This is a genomic window from Haloferax larsenii, from assembly GCF_024730625.1.
Classification (GTDB): Archaea; Halobacteriota; Halobacteria; order Halobacteriales; family Haloferacaceae; genus Haloferax; species Haloferax larsenii.
Genome location: NZ_CP078065.1, coordinates 270296 through 289296, shown reverse-complemented (window position 1 = coordinate 289296; position 19001 = coordinate 270296). Strand labels below are relative to the sequence as shown.

Genomic DNA, 19001 nt, shown 5'->3' with positions numbered 1-19001 from the left:
CCTACCCGCCTATCGCGGCGGCAAACGCCCAATAGACGCCGTACCCGATGATCACTGACGAGCCGAGCGTGAGAAGCCAAAAGGCGAGCGTGACGCCAATCTTTCGGCGTGAGACACCGGCCGAACCACCGGCGAGACCACCGCCGATGACGCCGGAGATGATGATGTTGTTGAACGAAATCGGGATTCCCAGTCCAATGGCGACCTGCGCGATGATGAATCCGGGAACGAGTGCCGCAATCGAGCGTCGGGCACCGAGTTGGGCGTACTCCCGTGCGGTCGCCTGCAGGAGCCTGGTCGAACCCATCCACGCCCCGGCGAGAATCCCGATAGCGCCGACGCCGAGCAGGACGAAGGACGGTAATCCGAGTTCGGTTCCGTAGAGCGTTTCGAGCGGTCCCGTCGCCAGTCCGACCTGACTGCCGCCACTTGAGAACGCGACCACGCTCCCGAGACCGATGAGGAACGTTCGAACGCCGCCCTCGACAGACTGCTGGGTGCGACGGCGGATGAACTGGAAACTCACTGCTGCCAGTCCGAGCGTCACCGCGGCAGCGACGGCGTCGGAGGGGACGAGCCCAGAGAGAATCTGTACGTCTGTCACCGTCCGAGCAATGAAGCCCGACAGCGACCCCTGTTCGGAACCGGGGGCCGACGGGATAACACCGAGCCTGACGTTTGCGAGGATACCACCGACGACGGCCGCAAGAATCGGCACACTCACCGTCTCTGGGATGTCGTCCCGGCGGAGGAGCGTCGCGGTTACGTACGCCAATGTCCCGGAGACCGGCGGCACCAACACCCAGAACGTCCCGATTCGTCTGTAGGTGTCGAAGACGGGGTCGCCACCCAGAGAGAGGCCAACACCAATCATCGCACCCGTCGTCGCGAACGCCGCCGGAACCGGGTACCCGGAGTAGATGCCGAACGCCATGAACGTCGCAGCGGTCAGCAAGCCCGCTGTCGCCGCGAGCGACGTGATAGCGACGCCGTCTATCAGGCCGACACCGACCGTCTCAGAGATACTCCCACCCTGCGTGAGCGCGCCCAGCATGGCGAGGATGCCAATCATGAACGCGGCGCGCATCGTCGAAATCGCGTTGGCACCGATAGCCGGGGCGAACGGGGGTGAGTTGCTGTTTGCCCCGAGCGTCCACGCGGTAGCGACGCCTGTCGCAGTCGCCATCGCAACCAGAATCCAGAAGCCAGCGTCCATCACCGTCGGAGCAACTCACCAAGTCGTTGGAGCGGCGTTCTGACGACGTCGGCATCTCGTGCGAGAATGACCGTCGTGTCGGTTCGTGCGACGACCTGCTTGGCGACCGACCCGACGAGTCGCCGCCGGAGTGGCCCCTTTCGAGTCGCCCCCAAGACGACGATGTCGTGGGCGGCCGACTCCTCGATGATAGCCGTCGTCGCATCGTCTGCCGTCTCGATTTTCGTCTCGATAGGACCGCCGAAGGGCGGTGTCATCTTCACCGTATCGCTCCCCGCCTCGACGAATTCTCTGGCACCTTCCGTGCCGAACGACGGTGTCGCGACCGAGTAGACGAGAATTCGGGCGTCGTTGCGGTCGGCGATGGCGCTGGCGACTGCCGCTGCGGCCTCCACGTGCGGGCCGCCAGCGACTGGCACGAGTATCGAATCGACGCCGTTTGCTTCCTGTCCGATTCGTTCGACGTAGACGTCACAGGGAGCTTTCTCGATGAGTTTGTCCACGGTCGTCCCGAAGACGGCGTCCGACCGCCGCGAGAGGCCAAGCCATCCGACCACGAGGGCCGACGGCGCTGTCTCTCCGACGGCCTTCAACACTCCACCCGCGACCGACCGAGCGACGACGACGTCGCGTTCGACGACGACCCCCTCAGGCGGTTTCGCCTTCGCGAGGAGTTCCCGCGAGTCACCTGAGAAATTACGGAGAATGGTCTCGTCGTCGAACACGCCGAACGGAGAGTCGTACGGCTTGACGAGAACCGTGACGAGTCGTACGGCTCCCGACCGCGCCCGCGCGAGGTCGCCCGCCGTCCGAACCAGTTGCTGGACGTGGGCCGGGTCTTCGACTGCGACGAGGACGGGGCCGTCGGTGTTCGAGTGCTCCATCACTCGAAGTTCGTGACAACGTACCAAAAGACTTCGCGCGGTGAGAGACCCGACTACGACAGCGTGACGAGCACAGTTCCGAGGACGAGACAGACGAGGCCGATAGAAAGCCCCACGACAGATGTCGACGCCATCCGGTAGACACTTCGCATCGGCGAGAAGGACGACACGACGACCGGAGAGAGAGTCGCAGAGTCGCCGGAAACACGGCCGACCACGGTTACGCTGTCCCCTGGCACGACGCGTTCTTCGGTGTACCTGCGTGCACCAAGCCCGATGACCGACCACAGACGGCGAACGACACGAGGTGGAGTCCGCCACCACGTCGAAGCGGCCACAGCGTCCGTCTCACGTTCGAACGACGCGATATGGTCTGGGAGGGCCTCGTCCGGCCCGACTGTCGCGACCACGTCCGTGGAAGTGGTTACGGTCCGTGGAGGGGACTCGACCGTAACGCGCTGTGACCCCGTGTCCAGGGTAAACGGGACAGACGCCGAATTGGTGAAGATGGTCACGAACCACGGGACCACTATCGGAGAGATGCGCCGTTCTGCAATCTCGTATCGGACCGCAAGCGACGGCCGCTCACTAAACGGCGAGACGAGGGCTCCGTCTTCGGCACGGGACGCAGTGCCAGTCACTTTGACCACGTCGCCGGCGTGTTGTGTTCCAACCGCCGACACTTCGTCGGCCCGAGCGACAGAGAGCGTTCTCCAGACGTACCGGCCACTGACGAGCACGACGAATCCACCCACGACGAGGAATCCCGCGCCGAACAACGCGGTCCCGGAATCAACTGCCTGAATCGTGTTCATCACTGACGAACTCATCCAACCGAACATATATCAAACAGATAACACTCCATCCTGAAATACGGTCTGGTCGAGCGGCGGAACCCGACACCCGTCCGACGAAAGTCCTTACGTGCCACCGGTACAACAGCTATCTATGTTCGACAAAATCCTCCTCCCAATCGACGACAGCACGGAGAAGAGTCACGTCCTCCACCACGTGAGTGAAATCTCCCACTGGGCTGACGCAACCGTCCGACTGCTGTACGTCGCGGACACGACCCGCGATAGCGTCACTGTCGTCAATCGCGGTGTCGTCGACGCCCTCGAAGAGAAAGGCGCAGACATCGTCGAGGAGGCGACGAAAACGTTCGACACACTCGGTGTCGAGTGCGAGACGGACGTCGTCCAGGGGAACCCAGCACCCACAATCGTCGAGTACGCAGACGAGTACGACTTCGACCTCATCGTGATGCCGACACACGGCCGACAAGGACTGGCTCGAAGCGTCTACGGGAGCGTCACCGAGAAGGTGGTTCGGCTGTCCGACCGTCCCGTTTTGGCCGCTCGGATGAACCCGGACGAGACGCTGAAATTCCCGTACGAGCGCATCCTTCTCCCGACCGACGGGAGTGAGGCGTCGAAGCAGGCGGCCGCGTACGGACTCGACCTCGCGGCGGCGCTGGATGCGAAAGCCGACATCCTCTCGGTCGTCGACGACTCGTCGCTCGGCCCCGATATTCGGTCGATGGTGACGAGCAGCGAGGCCGAACGCGGCGCGAACGAAGCAATCGAAGCAGTCGTCTCAGAAGCGGACGAGCGAGGGGTGACAGACGTCGGAACACACGTCGTACACGGAAAACCGTCCGCCGCGATTCAGGAGTTCGTCGAAGAGAACGACGTCCACGCGGTGGTCCTCGGGACGACCGGGAAGAGCGGTGTCGACCGCATTCTGCTGGGAAGCGTTGCCGAAGAAACCGTCAGAACCGCGCCAGTGCCGGTCATCACCGTCTCCAACCGGCAACCGTAGCCGGGCTCTCTCCCGCAACCGTAGCCGGGCGCTCACATATTTCGCGTGATGTACCCGTCGATTTTTTCGACGAGGTCAGGCCTGAAGGTCCAGTATCCCTCCCACCGCCTCGGCTCGGTCTCCAACGCGAGTAGCGCGACAGGTGCGCCAACCTCGTGGTCGTCGGAGCGAGCAGCATCAGTAGGCGCAGGTTCGTCGTCGGGTGTCGAACTGACGTTGTCAGCGTTACCGTCACTGTCACCGTCGGGCGGCGTGTAGACGACGAACCACGAATCGCGGAAGTCTTCGGTGTACCCACCGTGGCTCACGAGTCCGAATTCGAGCGGCGGTTGCCAATCTGGAATCCCATAGACGTGCGTCTGCACGCCAGCCTCGGCGATGCTCTCGTACACTGTCCGTGTTCCGCGCTCGTCGTTGATTCGAGAGAGTCGCTGGAACGACGACCGCAGACGGCCTGCACCCGAACGCCACGCGTGGCGCTCGATATAGCGTGAGATAGCTATCAAGAGGAGTTTCTCCTTGTCCGACTCCGGGTAGCCCCGAAGCGAGAACGGGACGTCGTCCAGTTGCGTCAACACCGACGGTAGCTCGAAGTTTTCGAGGTCTGTCTGGCCCGTGATGTAGAGGTCGGAGTTGACCATCAGAATCGAGTTCATGAACTCTTCGAGCGGGGACGTCGCGATGACCTCGACGCCGTCTTCGGTCTCTTCGCTGAGGACGAGCATGTCGGTGTCACTCTGCGGAGCGTCCTCCTCGTCGATAGAGACCGGTTGACCGTCGAACGTCGTTTCGAGCATCCGCTGTATCGGTTTCGGTGCCGAGCGATTGACGACGGTCAGCGACCGTGGCGGCGCGTCGATTTCGTGTAAGAAGGCGTCCAGTGTCATCGATTCGATTTCAATTACTCATCGTAACTCGGGAACGAACAAATCAGTTACCCTGATGGTATCGCCGCTGATAGTCAGTTCGGTACTGGAGTGCCACACAGCGAACGAGTAGCACAGAAGCTGGAACGACCGAATTTCAGTATTCAGTTCCCTTACGCGCCCGCTGTCCGTCGTCGATTGGGTGTTTCATCTTGCGGACGTTCGTCACGAGGTCGGCCGCGTCGAGAATGTAGTCAGGTTCGTCGTGACTCCCCGTCAACACGAGTTCGAGGCCGTCTGGTTTGCGCTCGACGAGGTCCAAGACGTCCGACTCCGAGAGTAGCCCCATGGCGACGGCGTACAGAACCTCGTCGATGATAAGCAAGTGGACACCGTCTTCGGGCGGCCCATCCAGCGGCAGTGGTGATTCGAGGTCGGCGGCATCGGCCCCGTCGAGCAGTTCGCGTGCCCTGTCGAGTCCCGCGTCAGCCTGCTTTTGATGGTCGGCGTCGTCGCTCCCGTCGCGCATTCCCGCCCAGCCGTAGTGGCCGAGGTTCTCGTACGAAAACCCCGGCATCGCCGCGATGGCGTTGTACTCGCCGCGCACCGCCTCAACCGAGTCCGCACCGCCCTTCATGAACTGGAGCATGTGGACGCGGTAGCCGTGTCCGGCGGCGCGGAATCCCATCCCCATCGCGGCGGTCGTCTTCCCCTTCCCGTCGCCCCACCAGACCTGAACGAGTCCGAACTCGTCCGGTGCTGCGGGGTCGATTGCTTCGGCCTCGGGGCGAACCCCTCTGCCGGGCGTGTTCGCTCTCGTCGACTCGGTGTCTGTGTCGTCGATGTTGGTCATGCGTATTGCGGTCGCGGGGGTGCAAACCGACCGCCACCGTAAAGAGCAAATCCATTTTCAGTAGGTAAATTTCTATTGGACATCGAGGGGTGGGCGTCCGGCGAGTGTGAAACTATTTCTCGGTCGGATTCGTTTCTTCTCACGAACGATAGCCGTGACAAAACCCACTCACCAAACGGGCGTCGAAAAGGTCGAACGCGGTATCAGATACGCTATCGTCGCGGTCTTCCTCGTCGGACTCCGGCGGCGTAAGTTAGCCGCAGTCGTCAACGCCGTCATCTCGCTCCTTGGGACGTACGTCCCATCAGTGGTCGAGCGCCTGTGCGGCGTCGAGTTCCGCCCGTGGCAACGCGTGTACATCGAGTCGGCGATGTTCACCCACTCGGTGGGGATGCTCGGCCCGTACGACGACGTCTGGTGGTGGGACCACCTGACGCACACGCATTCGGCGTCGATTCTCGCCGGATTCGTCCACGTCGTCGCGCGTCGTCGCGGACGCGACCCCAACACGCGGGTGCTCGCGGTCGTCGTCTGTCTGGGACTCCTGTGGGAACTCGTCGAACTCGCCATCCACACCGGGGCGGAACGGCTCGATATCGACCCGGTACTCGTCTCGTACGGTCACGAAGACACCGCGTGGGACCTCGTGTTCAACCTCGTGGGTGCGCTTTTGGTCCTCGTGTTCGGTGACCGCTTCCTCGACAACCTCGCGTCCGCAGCCGAATGATCCGCGTGAGAGAGGCGCGACAGAGCAGTGGCGAGCACGCGACAAACCGGTGACGAATACGCGACGGTACCCTGTCTTTCGATGCCACCGTTTATCCGTCCCCAGAAACGAATGGCAGTATGACGATTGCTACTGGCGACTCAGTTTCGCTCGAATACGTTGGCCGACTGACTGACGGAACGCTGTTCGACACTTCTCGCCCAGACGTTGCCGAAGAGTCCGGTCTCGCGGAACAACAGCCCGACCGAGAGTACGAACCGCTGACAGTCGAAGTCGGCTCTGGAGCGGTCATCGAGGGTCTCGACGAGGCGCTCGTCGGCATGGAAGTCGGCGACGAGGAGACCATCGAGATTCCGCCGGAGAAGGCCTACGGACAGCCGTCCGAGGACATGATTCAGGAACACGACACCGAAGAACTGCGTCAGGTCCTCGGCGACGACCCCGAAGCCGGCATGTACGTCCAGACCCAGCAGGGCGGACTTGGCGAAATCGTCCACGCCGACGACGACGTCGTCCGCATCGACTTCAACCACGAGCTCGCAGGCAAGACGCTCGAATTCGAAGTCGAGATTATCGACGTCAACTAACGCCGTCACCGCTGACAGAGACGGCTGTCGTCACGTTCGGTTGCGTCACTCGGCTGTGTCACGTCCGACTGTGCCACGTTCGATTACGTCACCCGGTTGCGTCATACTCGGTGACGACACGCCCGCATCACTTTCTGCGTGAACAGACTCACTCGTCCAGCGGCGGGTGTTCGTCCAGACACGCCGCAACGTCTTCGGCCGCTGCGCGCTTCGTTTCGAGTTCTTCTTCCACAGCGCCGCGTTGGAGTCGCGCTCGCTGCTCGTCGGTGAGCGCCTCTTTGGCGACCGCCGCGTCGCGAAGACGGTCGTAGTCGTCTCGTTCGGTGAGGTCGCGAACGGTCCGCGCTCGTGCGACTGTCTCCTCGTCCGCGAATCGACCGACGACGGCGACGAGTTCGCGCATCCGCCAGCGGAGTTCCGACGCCGGTTTCGGCGGCCACTCGACAGTAAGCGGGTCGGCAGAGAGAGTCGCTAAGAGCCGAGTGTTGGGGCCGACCGCCGACTGGAACGACTGCGGGTCGGCCACGTAGTGGTCGAGTTTCGACCGCGAGTATTCGGCGTACTCGACGAGAACCGAGAGCGGTTCCGTCCCGACGCTCGCCGCGTGCAGATAGTCTCGGAGCGGCGTCGGTGGGGCAGGCAACTCGACGAGGGGATACGCCGTCGCCGTCTCCAGAAATTCGAGAACCTCACGCGCCGACGCGTCGCTGAGAAACTGGCTGAACGCGTCGGTGACGGCGTCGTTGTACGACTCGATAGGCTCGCGGATGTCCTGCGTCGGTGCGTCGAGGTCTGCCGCACCGAGTTCTCGCACGCGTTCGAGTGCTTCGACTCGGTCTCGTAGCTCCGCCTCGTGGCGCTTTGCCTCGTGGCGCGCAGACCGGTAGTCGTCGCGCGCGGACTGCCACGCGTCCAGTAACGCCGCGTCGTTTCGGACTGGTTCGAGTGCCGCACGCGCACGGTCGACGTCGGACGTCGAGAGCGTCGAGGTGACGCCGGTCGTCAGTGCGTCGTTGGCGTCCACGAAGGCCTCGCTGTGACGAATGTCGGCGTCGAGTGCTTCGAGGACCTCGGTGAGTTGCTCCCGGAACTCGATGTACCCTTGCAGGTCGTCTCGGTCCGTGATTCGCTCTTCGTACCGGTCGAGGAGTGATTCGACGTCGCGGTAGGCGTCGGCGACCGTTCGAAGCGTTTCGAGGCCGATATCCGCGACCTGTTCGCGTTTCTCGCGGCGGCGCTCCGCAGCGCGTCGAAGTGACTCGATTGGGTCGTCGGGGTCGCTCACGGCGACACCGTCCAGAAGCGAGCGTTTCGGTGTCGGTTAGCGGGCACCATCGTGTGAAACGTAACCCCGGGGGAGGAAAAAATGCTACTGGGACGGAGCGTCCACGTGACGGAACGACACCAGTCGAGTTAGAGCGCGACAGTCACGGAGTCGTCGGAGTCAGCCAACCCCGAAATCGACAGCGTCGCTTCGCGACTTCCCGTCTTTTCGACGTCGATGTGGACTTTGAACGAGGTCTTCATCCCGGCGACGATACTCTGCATATTCGCGCCGATGTCTGCACTCGTGTCGATTGCGCAGACACCGAGTCCGTCACCGCGACGGAGTTCGGACAGGAAATTCGAGTTCAAGAGACGGTAGACCGACCGAACGTCCTCGACTTCGCTACAGATAGTCGAACAGAGGTAGATACCACACCGGAACCGCGGTTCCAGTTGTTGGGACTCGGCCAGCACCGACGAGAGCGTCATCCCGAGCATGGTCAGGTCGCTCAGGTCAGAGATGGTTTCGACGCTGTCGTCTCGGCCGGACCCCGCGGCGGCCAGTACGGACGACCGAGACTTCGAACCGCGGGACACCCGGTCGAGCGACCGCAAGGTCGAGCGGCCGCTTTCGTCGGTCGAGACGATGACACCCCGCTCGTCCGCTTGCGGTGCAGAGAGTTTGTAGAAGACCGATTCGAGGGCGTCGGCATCCTCACCCGTGAGCAGAATGCTCGTCCCCTTTTGTATCGGGTCGAGTGGCAGTGACCCGGTGGCGAACGTTTCCTCGGACGAGATGCTCATTGTGCCACCTCCAGGGAACGCGACTCAAGTAGTGACTGCCGGAGTTGAAGAATCTCCATCGCCGTCTCGGCGAACTGTTCGAGTTCGTGTCGTTGCGCGTCCGAGTAGGACCGAACCTCGTGGTCGATTAGACACACCTGTCCGATGACGTGACCGTCCGGCGTGGTCATGTTCGCACCCGCGTAGGAGACGATACCGAGGTTCTCCAGTTGCTGGTTCTGGCTAAAGCGCTTGTCTTCACGGATATCTTCGACGACCATCACGTCTTCTTGGAGCATACTGTGGGTGCAAATCGTGTTTTCGCGGGTGAGACTATCCCAGTCGCCGCCGTGGCACGCGAGGAAGTTCTCTTCGTCTTCTTCGAGCAGTCCGATAAACGAGATTGCGGCGTCGAAGTGGCTGGCGATGAGGTCCGTCAGTCGCTCGAAACTCTCCTGAACCGGGAGTTCGTCCACGTCGTACCGCGAAAGCGCGTCGAGACGTTCCTGCTCGTCGTCCGGTTTCAGGAACCCGACTTGCGCGCTGTGGTTGATGACGTCGTCGGCGATGAAGGCAAGCCGGTCGTGCGCATCCGGCAGGTCTCGGTTGACGTACTCGATGATTACCTCCTCGAACGAGTCGGTCTCGACTTCGTTCGGGGGAACGTCGGTAAAGAGAATACAGGGGGTTTGCGGGGCGGTCTCTCGAATCGCTCGCACGACGTCGAGGCCACTCCCGTCAGCAAGTTCGTATTCGGTGACGACACAGACGATTGCCTGCTCGTCGAGGGCGGTCCGCGCCTCCTCCACGGTCGTCGCTTGAACCGTGGTCATCGTCTCCTCGGAATCGAGCGCGTCCGCAACTGCGCCGACCCGGTCGTCGGTGTCGACGCACAATATCTTTCGACTCATCGATTAGACGCAAGGTGTGTTCGCGGAAGGGTGGACACCCTAATTATACAAAATGAGTCCTAGGCTTCGATGATTCAAATCCCGACATTTGGACCCAAAAGCACCACTTCTGATTAGTATAGGCCCTCTAAGCCACTCTTAGGTTGTGTTATTAAATATTAATTTTGATAATTAGAATTTCGGAATCGACCCCGGTATTTCGACCGAGAACACGAGACCAACTCCACCCAAGGCTTTTCGTCTGATTCGCCGTACGAGAAGACGACAATGAGCGTTCCCGAAGACGTCGAACTCGACTTCGTCCCACTTGGAGAGACCGGGTTGCAGACGAGCGAACTCCAGTTCGGCACGTGGCGATTCGGCAAAGAGACCGAGGAAGGAAACGTCGAAATCGACCAGAAGCGCGCTCACGAACTTCTCGACACGTACGAGAAAGCCGGAGGACGCTTCATCGACACCGCGGACGTGTACGGCGGCGGCGAAAGCGAGCGCTGGATTGGCGATTGGCTCTCCGAGCGCGACCGAGAACGCTACACCATCGCGTCGAAGATTTACTGGCAGATTCGCACCGGCGACCCGAACAGTCGCGGGACGAACCGCAAGAACGTCCGCGACCGCATCGACGCCCTGCTCGACCGACTCGGCACCGACTACGTGGACGTCCTGTACATCCACCGGTGGGACGACGACACGCCGACACGCGAGATGATGAAGACGCTCAACGGCCTCGTCGAAGACGGGAAGGCCCACTACCTCGGCGCGTCGACGCTTCGACCGAACGCGTGGAAGGTCGCGAAGGCGAACGAAATCGCTCACGCGATGGGCTGGGAACCGTTTACCGTCACGCAACCGCGCTACAACCTCGTCGACCGCGAAGTCGAAGGCGACTATCTTGAGATGACTCGCTCCTACGGGATGGCAGTCTGCCCATGGAGCCCGCTGGGGCAGGGCTTTCTTACCGGGAAGTACACGCGCGACGAAGGGCTCACGGGGGAGTCACGCGCCGTCGAATCGAGCCACTTCGAGAGCACCTACCTGACCGAGGAGAACTTCGACGTCCACGACGAACTCGACGCGGTCGCCGAAGAAGTCGGGGCGACGCCCGCCCAGACCGCGCTCGCGTGGCTCATGCACCGCGACGGCGTGACTGCGCCAATCGTAGGCGCGAGAACGACGAAGCAACTCTCTGAGAACCTGGCTGCTGCGTCTATCGACCTCTCTACCGAACAGGTCGCACGGCTGACCGAGGCGAAGGGCGGCCCGTACGCGAGTCTGTGAAAAGCCGGGGACGCCGTCCGAGGTCGGACCCTAGAGACGATTCGTAAACGACACAGTTTCTTCCACGTCGAGGTTCAAACTGAGTTGGTCACTCAGGAGGACGCTTCAGAAAATCCGACGCTAACGGGGCGAGACCAGTCTTTTAGCTCCTCGAAGAGGGACCACCGGGACAGCATAATCATCACCAATAGCTATGGAGGATAGATAAAGGACTGTCCACGGGGAGACTCCACGCCTATGCAATATATTCACAAACACAGAGTCGATGGCAACAGAACAAGACCGGACGTGGACCGTAGACACCGAACCACGCGACAAGAGCATCGACGACATCGACCTCCACGAGATTCGTGGGCAACCCGTGGTGAAGTTCGTCACCGCGTTCCTCATCGGGGCCGTGTTCTTCCTCGTTCCAGTCCCGTACAACGGGGAACTCACCGTTCCGTTCGACATCGTGGTCAGTACGATTACGGGGACGTTTCCCAACGCCGTCGGCGTCTACGCGCTTGGCATCATCGTCGCCGGGGGCGTGTTGACCACGTTGGCAACACTCGGTGACGGGGAGTTCGCAGGGTACGACCTCTCGTACTTCGAAACGTCGACCGCGTTCTGGCTCCTCAGAGTGGCCGGTATCGTCGTCGCACCACTCATGTTCTTCAAACTCGGCCCGGGGTGGCTCCACACTCCCGGAACTGGTGGGTTGATGTGGGGAACGCTCGTGTACAGCGTGGGCGTTATCATCCCCATCGGCGCGGTGTTCATCACCATCTTCGTCGAGTTGGGCGGCCTCGAATTCGTCGGGACGCTCGCTCGCCCGATAATGCGCCCGCTTTTCAAAATCCCCGGCCGGGCCGCCCTCGACAGCCTCGCCTCGTGGGTCGGGTCGTACAGCGTCGGCCTGTACGTCACCCGCAACGTGTTCGAGCAAGGCGGCTACAACAAACGCGACGTGTTCACCATCGCGACCTGTTTCTCGACGGTGAGCATCGGGTTCGTCGGCGTCGTCGCCGCGACGCTCGACATCTTGCAGTTGTTCCCGGTCGTCTTCGGTGCGTACTTCCTCTGTGTTATCATCACCGCCGCGATTCTGGTTCGAGTCCCTCCCATCTCGACGACGCCGCAAGAGTACATCACCGAGCCAGACCCGGAGACGGCATTTTCGGGGTCGCTGAGCGAATACATCCGCCTGGCTCTCTCTGAAGCCGTTCAGAAAGCAGACGAAGGCGAGTCGTTCCTCGAAGCCGCGAAGCGCGGGTTCGTCGATGGACTGAAGCTCACGATGCTCATCCTCGGGACGATTCTGACTGTCGGTCTCGCGGCGACGCTGCTGTCGGCGAACACGCCCATATTCGACATCCTCGGAAAGCCGCTGACGCCCGTCATCGCCGCACTCGGGATTCCGAACGCCGAGACCGTCGCGCCCGCGACCATCGTCGGCATCACCGAGATGTACGTCCCGGTCCTCCTCGTCACCGAGACCGCGCTGAAGGCCAAGTTCTTCATCGCCGTCTTGGCCGTCTCGCAACTCATCTTCTTCTCCAGCGTCGGCCCGATGACGATGGACATGTTCAGCGACGTCCCCATCCGCTTCCGCGACCTCGTCGCGATGTTCGTCATGCGGACGATTATCCTGATTCCGCTCATCGCCGGCATGACACACGCCGCGGCCGCACTCGGCCTTCTCGGCTGATACCGACTCAGCAGACCCCGCACTCGGCCTTCTCGGCTGACGCCACACTCCCACCGGTTTTCACCGAGTCGCTGTCAGAGTAGCCCGACGAACGCCTCGGCCAGTTTCTGTTCCGCCCGACGGAGGTGGTGTTCGAGCGTTCGGCGCTCGATGCCGACGACCTCGGCAAGTTCAGTCGTCGTTGTCTGGCGCGGAATCTCGTAGTACCCCTCCTCGTACGCGAGGGTGAACGTCTCTCGTTGCCGCGGCGAGAGCGACGGGAGGAGCGATTCGAGCGACAAGAGCGGTTGGTCCGCGAACACCTCAGTTATCGCCCGCTTCGAGTCGACGTGGACGTCGTACGACTCGGTGATGTCGGTGTAAAAGCTCGTCAGGTCTTCCGACCGCGATGCGAGGACGCGGACGCGTTTGGTCCCGCCTTCGTACCGAATCGGCGGGACGAGCAGGCAGTTGTTAGCCTCCAGATACGGTTCGACGTTGTGGTCACTGTGCGCCTTCAAACACGCGCCGGTGATGATGACGCGACCGTGTTCGCCCCGTAACTCGTTGTACACACCGACGGTTCGTTCGATGTAGTCGAAGACGTCGTCGTCGACGTCGCCGTCGATAGAAAGCAAGTCACAGTGGCTGTTACACCAGAGTTCGATGCGAGCGTCAGACCCTGCCGTCGCCCGCTCGTACGGCGTATCGCTGTCGATTCTGAGCGTGGCTTGGTACATACTCACAGTCGGTTATTGATATATAAAATACTACCCGTACGGAGAGTGTTATCCCAATATCACGTTCTCGACGAATTCGAAGCGGTGTCCGCTCCCACGCGCCACTCCCAATCGGTGACAATCACGTCTCCTCTTGATACGCCTGCGATTCGTCTCAGTACACATGAGGTCGTCCGTGATTTCCGCGAACGCTCGGGCGGAGCGCACCTTTCCAGCGTACGGACCTATCGACGCTATTTTGGGCTTCGTCGTCTTTTACATCTTTCTCACGCGGGCAACGCCGACGATTGTGGACGTGCTGACGACGGTGCTGCCGGACGTGTCTGCGTCAGTGGTTCAGTTCGGGCTCGCAGCGTTTCTCTGGTTCGTCTTCTTGATGACGACGTTCGACCAAGTTCGGCGTCAACTTGCAGCGCTCGGCGTGGGGTCGAAAGCGGACATCCGAGAAAGCAGGCGAAGTCGGGGGGTTCCGTCCACAGAACGAGTGGTGCTGTATCTCGTCGCACTCCTCGTCGGTGGCCTCGTTTCGATGTGGACGTTCGACAGCGCTATCGACGCCGGAATCTCGATGATTCGGGTCGTCGCCACCCTCGATATCGCAGCGGTTCCGGTCGTCGACTTCGCCGTTATGATTGTCTTTTTCGTCTCGTTCGGGGTGGTGACTCACGTCCTCGACCGGATGGTAATTGGGGCACTCCGAGCGATAACGTCCTCGTGAGTATCGGCGATAGAAAAGCTGAGTTGCGCCTCGGTATCGACCTACTTCGGTGGTCGAAGCCGGTAGTACCGGCGGTTGAGGTCGTACATGTACCCCTCCTGCATCGTCTTCAGCACCGCATACGTGACGACGCCGGCCACGAGCGGGAGGAGGAACGTCAGGTCGAAAAGCAAGTCGACGTTCATCGGGATGAGGTTCTTCGCGGAGTAGATACTGATGGTGAGAGCGAAGATGACACCGCCGACGCCGATAGACGCCCAGAACGGTTCTTCGACCGGTCGGCGCGCGCTTCCTTTGTTGAGGAAGGGGACGATGGCGATTGCACCGACGACGACACCGTTCGCGAGGACGCCGTACGCTCGGTCACCTAGCAGCTTTTGGCCGCCGAGCACGGCAATCTCGGGGTTCAGCGGACCGAGTTTCAACAGCCCGAACGACCAGTAGAGGTACCAGTCGGGCAGGATAATCGACGGCGTCTGACTCGGATTTGCCGGTGCGCCGATGTGCGGCGGCATCGTCGCCGCGAGAAACAGCACCATGCCAACGAAGAACGATGCAATCGACAAGTTGCGGACGAGTTCGTGTGGCCACGTCGGGAATCCGAGGACGTCGCGCTCGACGTAATCGGATTCCATGCGGAGGTCCTGGTCTTCTCTTCGGGACCGTTCGAAGTACTCGTAGGTCAGCCGTGAGAGGCCGGTCGAGCGCTCTTTTCGCTCGTGCCACGCCGGTGTTTCGTTGTCCGGCGCGACCACCCCCGTCCCGTCAGTTCGGATTTCCTCGTCGACGGATTGGTCTTCCTGACTCATGTTTACTCGGGAACCTGTTTGGAGGTTGAGAACCACGTGGCAAAAAGTTGTCTTTTGGAGAATATCCCAAAATTAATTACAGTTTCATTGTCAAATATTAGGGGTTCTCCTGCGACTTGCGTCACACCACTGTGTTGTGGGAAACTGGTCGCTGACAACTCACGTGTCGGCACCGAAAGTGGACGCGACGGCGGGGAACAACACGTTGTTCTCTTTGTGCACGTGCAGGTGCGTGTCCCGCTCTAGCTCCGCGAGCCGGTCGAGCATGCTCCGGTAGCTCGCACACGCACTCTCAGGAACTGCATAGTCGTCGGTCAACTCGGAAAGTCGTTCGAGACGCTCGGCGGTCGCTTCGTGGTCGTCTTCGAAGCCTTCGACTTCGCGTTCGATTGTACGAATCTCGTCGCCGGTCAGCGATTCACCGGCGTCGATTTTTCGAGCAATCGGAAAGAGGTCGTCTTCCTCCTCTTGGATGTGGGTCTGCATCTCTTCGGCGAGGGCGACGAACTCCCGTTCGACAGCTTCGAGTTCGGGGTGGTCCTCACCGTGGACGTTCGCGACCTTGTGAACGAGCGCCTCCAGCGCGGGAAGTTCCTCACGCAGTCGGTCGTGGTGTGTCGAAACGATGTGGTCCGTGAGTTCGGACAGCGACTCCCAGTCGAACGACTCGTCGGTCTCAGTCTCTTGTACGGTTCGAAGCTCTGACCGAACGTCGTCGATATCGGCGTCAGCAGCGTCGCAGGCCGCCGCGAGCGACACGTCGCCGCCGCAGCAGTAGTCGATGCCGAACTCCTCGAAGACGGGGGCGAACGCCAGTGACTCTTCCACGAACGAACTCACCTGCCGGCTTGGGTCGATTGTATCTGTCATCATGATGTGTCGAACGTACGAAAGACTCGTTTCGACGCGGACGTAGCAATTTGGCCGAACACGTTCGGCCCCGGCGACTGCTTAGACGTGGTGAAAACGACGAACAGCGGACGCCACAGCAGCAGTTAGTCGTCGGCTGCGGTGGGTTCGAACTAGTCGTCGACCGCCATGGGTTCGAACTCGCCGGTAGCGAGCCCACGCCGAACCGGGTCGTGTTCCTCGTCTGTCGGCGGCGGCGCAGTCACCAACAGGGCTTCCAGTCGGGAGTCGTCGTCCGCTTTGATGCCGCGTTTCGTGTCTGCCGGCACGGTGATGACGTCACCCGATTCGACACGATGGTCGGTCTCACCCTCTCGAACGATACCAGTCCCCGAGCGAACGTCGACCACGAGGTCGCTCGACGGCGCGTGAACCGGGATGAACTGACCGGGTTCGAAGAAGCCACAGATGACTTTCACACGCTCACTTCGAAACCCTGCTTGTGCGGAAAATCGGTCGTCGTCGTACACACGTTCCGCATCGAAGTCGATGCGTGGCATCAGCATTCGCCTCCGTGTCTCTGTGTGAACCGGCGATAGTGACCTCGGTACGTACGATTCGGTCGGTCGGCTGAGAACGCAGTTGCGACTGTGTGCATCTCTTCGATGCAACTCGGGAGACACGATTCAGCGTTGTCCCGAACTGGTTCGGGAGTCGTGGGAGCCGACGCGGGTTGTCGAGGGGAGTGATTTTGATTCAAAATATGATATCTATTGGTGTTCTGAGTGTCTTCTGAATATTGGAGTTGGTTGTTCGAGAAATAGAATTGTTTATTTACCACACAATAATACAGGGACAAGGCGGTAGAAATTCCACAAATTGTAAAAATTTCTACTTTGTTATTCGCGGCGAGAACAGTAATAAATTGAGTTTGAAGCCAGCACAGAATGGATTTTGTAGTCTCCTCCATCATGGCAGTATTCATTCTCCACCAGATAGTATTGTATATATCTCAAAATTCCATTTGTGCTGTCGACACCAACTTCGTCGGGAGAAACTACCCCTTCGATACCTACAAAAATAGAATAAACGCATGCCAGTCAGTGATTCCACTCCGTGCCATCACACCGGTACGAGTGTAATGGCGAGTCAGTCACGCGAAGTCGCCGCCACGTCGGCGTGACTAGTCGTCAGCCGGACTCGGTTGTGTCAGGTCGCCTACCTGCTCGTCGGCGACTTCGTAGAGGGCGTTCGTGACGGTTCCGTGCTCCGAGGCGTGCGGTCGGCCAGGAGCGTCGTCGTAGCCGTAGTCGAAGATTCGATTCCGGTTGAGACTGAGCCTCGTGAACTCGGGTTGGAACATGTCGAACAGCTCGAACCGGTCTTCGAGTTCCGGGAACTGCGCCTGATAGTCGAGGATTGCCTCCCGGGCGTGCGTCCAGAACTGCTCTTCGGCGTAGTCGTGGTGCTCTTCGAGGATGTCTGCGACGTACCGCAGGACGCACACGAACAGGCCACAGAAGATGAACTGACAGAGTCCCTCGGGTGGCTCTTTTCGGAGTACCTCGTGCATCTCGTCCGGCAGCGCCTCCAGTTCGGGGAGTGGCTGGTCGCTGACGTTCACGTCGTCCACGAAGTCCTTGACGGCGAGTCGCGTCGGAACACCGTCTTCGACGACGAGAATCGTATTCTGGCCGTGCGGGGAGAAGACGGTACCGTAGCGATACAGGAAGTGAAGCAGTGGCGGAAGGACGGTATCGAAGAACTCCGAAAGCCACTCGTCGAGCGTCAGTCCAGAGCGGTCGACCAGCCGTGAGATGAACGGTTCGCCGTCGCCATCGACGTGCATCAACGACGAGAGCGTAATCGCCCGCTCGTCGTCTTCGAGGTAGGTGTAGATGGACTCCCGCCAGACGACGCCGAGTAGCTCGTGGTACTGGTAGGGCGAGTCGTCGATGTCGGTGAAGTCACCGTGGTCGTAGTTGATGCCCGCAATCTCGCCGGGGAGAATCAGGTCTTGGTCTTGCAGGAAGTCGTCGCCCTCGTAGATTCCTTTGATGTACTCCGTGACTGTCGGAGCGAGTTCAGTGCGCTCACCGGGCAGACCACGCCAGACGAGCGTGTTGAGGATTCGCATCGGGACCTTCACGTGGTGTTTCTCCTCGTCGTCGACGTTGACGAACGTTCGAACCGACTGCTGCGGGAGGTATTCGTCCGGGCCCTCACCCAGCGGGACGATGTCGTCGGCCGCGATGTGGTCGGGGAACAGCGGGACGACACTGTTCTCCCACTGCCAGTCGTGGACGGGCATGAAGTAGTAGTCGTCCGGGTCGAGACCTTTGGAGACGAGTCGGTCTCTGAACTGGTCGTAGTAGTCGCCGAGTTCGCGCCGGACGAGCGAATCGTGGTCGACAGTTTCGGTTCCGACGAACGTTGCCTGCTCCTTGCTCACGGCCGCCCACGAGAGCGTTACGGGCTGTTTGCGCTCGGGTGCGTACTGCTTGTAATCGTCGTATCCCCATCCGAGCCGGCCCTTGTTGTAGGTAATCCACGGGTGACCCTCCATCTCGCCTTCGAGGAGGGCGTAATCGAGGTTCGTGGGGTCGAAGTCCTCACGGCCCCGCTTTCGCGCCTCGATGTGGGCGTCCGCGAGCAACGTTCGCTTGTACTCGCGTACGAGGTTCCCCTCTGTGAGTCCGTTCAGCGAAGTCGCGTCACCCAAATCGCGCAGCAGCCGAAGCGGGTCGTGATGCTGTTCCCACGTGTCGCCCGCCTGTCGCTCGATGGTGTCGCTGTAGACGTGGATGCTGTCCATCAGCCGTTCGGTCGCTTCGAACCGATAGCTCGTCTCACCGAGGTCGAACCGGAAGACGCTGCGGTCGTCGCCGGCGTCGACTTTCCGCGGCGAGATGATGTCCTCGTAAGTGAACTCTTCGAGCATCTTCGTCAGGAGGCGGCGTTCGACCGTCTCCCAAATCTCGTCGTCCAGTGCGTCCTGTAGTGTCGTGTCGTTCGGATTCATCG

19 protein-coding genes are annotated in these 19001 nt (G+C 60.8%); 6 read left to right on the top strand and 13 right to left on the bottom strand.

Annotated elements, in window-relative coordinates; all coding sequences use genetic code 11:
- Window position 1: 1 nt before the first annotated feature.
- Genes KU306_RS18770 through KU306_RS18760 form a run of 3 tightly spaced genes read right to left on the bottom strand, consistent with a single transcriptional unit; the run spans window position 2 to window position 2930 of the window.
- Window positions 2-1216, bottom strand: coding sequence for an inorganic phosphate transporter (locus KU306_RS18770; protein WP_007540980.1), 1215 nt, complete (start codon window positions 1214-1216; stop codon window positions 2-4).
- On the bottom strand, window positions 1216-2100 hold the full coding sequence (locus KU306_RS18765; RefSeq protein WP_258303742.1) for a universal stress protein: 885 nt from the start codon (window positions 2098-2100) through the stop codon (window positions 1216-1218). The genes KU306_RS18770 and KU306_RS18765 overlap by 1 nt, the downstream gene beginning before the upstream one ends.
- A gap of 53 nt (window positions 2101-2153) precedes the next feature.
- Window positions 2154-2930, bottom strand: a complete 777-nt coding sequence (locus KU306_RS18760) for a hypothetical protein (protein WP_258303741.1) — start codon at window positions 2928-2930, stop codon at window positions 2154-2156.
- A gap of 118 nt (window positions 2931-3048) precedes the next feature.
- On the opposite strand from KU306_RS18760, the gene KU306_RS18755 reads away from it, so the two are divergent.
- Window positions 3049-3921, top strand: coding sequence for a universal stress protein (locus KU306_RS18755; protein WP_258303740.1), 873 nt, complete (start codon window positions 3049-3051; stop codon window positions 3919-3921).
- A gap of 32 nt (window positions 3922-3953) precedes the next feature.
- Here the strand turns inward: KU306_RS18755 and KU306_RS18750 are convergent, their stop codons facing one another.
- Complete coding sequence (locus tag KU306_RS18750; RefSeq protein ID WP_258303739.1) at window positions 3954-4808, bottom strand: DICT sensory domain-containing protein; 855 nt, start codon at window positions 4806-4808, stop codon at window positions 3954-3956.
- Window positions 4809-4944: 136 nt separating this feature from the next.
- Entirely contained in the window at window positions 4945-5640 is a 696-nt protein-coding gene (locus KU306_RS18745; RefSeq protein WP_258303738.1) for a cob(I)yrinic acid a,c-diamide adenosyltransferase, read from the bottom strand.
- Window positions 5641-5794: 154 nt separating this feature from the next.
- On the opposite strand from KU306_RS18745, the gene KU306_RS18740 reads away from it, so the two are divergent.
- The gene (locus KU306_RS18740) at window positions 5795-6367 is read left to right on the top strand and encodes a DUF2238 domain-containing protein (RefSeq protein ID WP_007540968.1); all 573 of its coding nucleotides are present in this window, start codon (window positions 5795-5797) and stop codon (window positions 6365-6367) included.
- Between the two features lie 119 nt (window positions 6368-6486).
- Window positions 6487-6954, top strand: coding sequence for an FKBP-type peptidyl-prolyl cis-trans isomerase (locus KU306_RS18735; RefSeq protein ID WP_007540966.1), 468 nt, complete (start codon window positions 6487-6489; stop codon window positions 6952-6954).
- 148 nt (window positions 6955-7102) lie between these two features.
- On the opposite strand, the gene KU306_RS18730 is transcribed toward KU306_RS18735, so the two are convergent.
- The 3 genes from KU306_RS18730 to KU306_RS18720 form a co-directional block, all read right to left on the bottom strand.
- Window positions 7103-8239: a DUF7118 family protein gene (locus tag KU306_RS18730; protein ID WP_007540964.1), complete on the bottom strand. Its 1137-nt coding sequence runs from the start codon at window positions 8237-8239 to the stop codon at window positions 7103-7105.
- 128 nt (window positions 8240-8367) lie between these two features.
- Window positions 8368-9024 carry a DUF7504 family protein gene (locus tag KU306_RS18725; protein ID WP_258303737.1) on the bottom strand — a complete coding sequence of 219 codons (657 nt, stop codon included), beginning with the start codon at window positions 9022-9024 and terminating at the stop codon, window positions 8368-8370.
- Window positions 9021-9914: a GAF domain-containing protein gene (locus KU306_RS18720; RefSeq protein ID WP_007540962.1), complete on the bottom strand. Its 894-nt coding sequence runs from the start codon at window positions 9912-9914 to the stop codon at window positions 9021-9023. Before KU306_RS18720 ends, KU306_RS18725 begins: the two co-directional genes overlap by 4 nt.
- A 267-nt stretch (window positions 9915-10181) precedes the next feature.
- Between KU306_RS18720 and KU306_RS18715 the strand changes: the two genes are divergently transcribed.
- Together KU306_RS18715 and KU306_RS18710 are read left to right on the top strand one after the other, a co-directional pair.
- Complete coding sequence (locus KU306_RS18715) at window positions 10182-11192, top strand: aldo/keto reductase (RefSeq protein ID WP_258303736.1); 1011 nt, start codon at window positions 10182-10184, stop codon at window positions 11190-11192.
- A gap of 265 nt (window positions 11193-11457) precedes the next feature.
- Window positions 11458-12882, top strand: coding sequence for a YjiH family protein (locus tag KU306_RS18710; RefSeq protein ID WP_007540960.1), 1425 nt, complete (start codon window positions 11458-11460; stop codon window positions 12880-12882).
- A gap of 74 nt (window positions 12883-12956) precedes the next feature.
- Here the strand turns inward: KU306_RS18710 and KU306_RS18705 are convergent, their stop codons facing one another.
- The gene (locus KU306_RS18705) at window positions 12957-13601 is read right to left on the bottom strand and encodes a helix-turn-helix domain-containing protein (RefSeq protein ID WP_007540959.1); all 645 of its coding nucleotides are present in this window, start codon (window positions 13599-13601) and stop codon (window positions 12957-12959) included.
- A 175-nt stretch (window positions 13602-13776) separates the two neighbouring features.
- Here KU306_RS18705 and KU306_RS18700 point away from each other — a divergent pair, with 175 nt between their 5' ends.
- Complete coding sequence (locus tag KU306_RS18700; RefSeq protein ID WP_258303735.1) at window positions 13777-14319, top strand: hypothetical protein; 543 nt, start codon at window positions 13777-13779, stop codon at window positions 14317-14319.
- Window positions 14320-14360: 41 nt separating this feature from the next.
- Here KU306_RS18700 and KU306_RS18695 read toward each other — a convergent pair whose 3' ends face one another.
- The 4 genes from KU306_RS18695 to KU306_RS18680 all read right to left on the bottom strand — a co-directional run bounded on the left by KU306_RS18695 (window position 14361) and on the right by KU306_RS18680 (window position 18999).
- Window positions 14361-15128, bottom strand: coding sequence for a cytochrome b family protein (locus KU306_RS18695; protein ID WP_008324659.1), 768 nt, complete (start codon window positions 15126-15128; stop codon window positions 14361-14363).
- Window positions 15129-15287: 159 nt separating this feature from the next.
- The gene (ric, locus tag KU306_RS18690; RefSeq protein ID WP_258303734.1) at window positions 15288-16001 is read right to left on the bottom strand and encodes an iron-sulfur cluster repair di-iron protein; all 714 of its coding nucleotides are present in this window, start codon (window positions 15999-16001) and stop codon (window positions 15288-15290) included.
- 149 nt (window positions 16002-16150) lie between these two features.
- On the bottom strand, window positions 16151-16537 hold the full coding sequence (locus KU306_RS18685; RefSeq protein WP_049918649.1) for a cupin domain-containing protein: 387 nt from the start codon (window positions 16535-16537) through the stop codon (window positions 16151-16153).
- A gap of 623 nt (window positions 16538-17160) precedes the next feature.
- Window positions 17161-18999, bottom strand: coding sequence for an IucA/IucC family protein (locus KU306_RS18680; protein WP_258303733.1), 1839 nt, complete (start codon window positions 18997-18999; stop codon window positions 17161-17163).
- Between the last annotated feature and the right edge of the window lie 2 nt (window positions 19000-19001).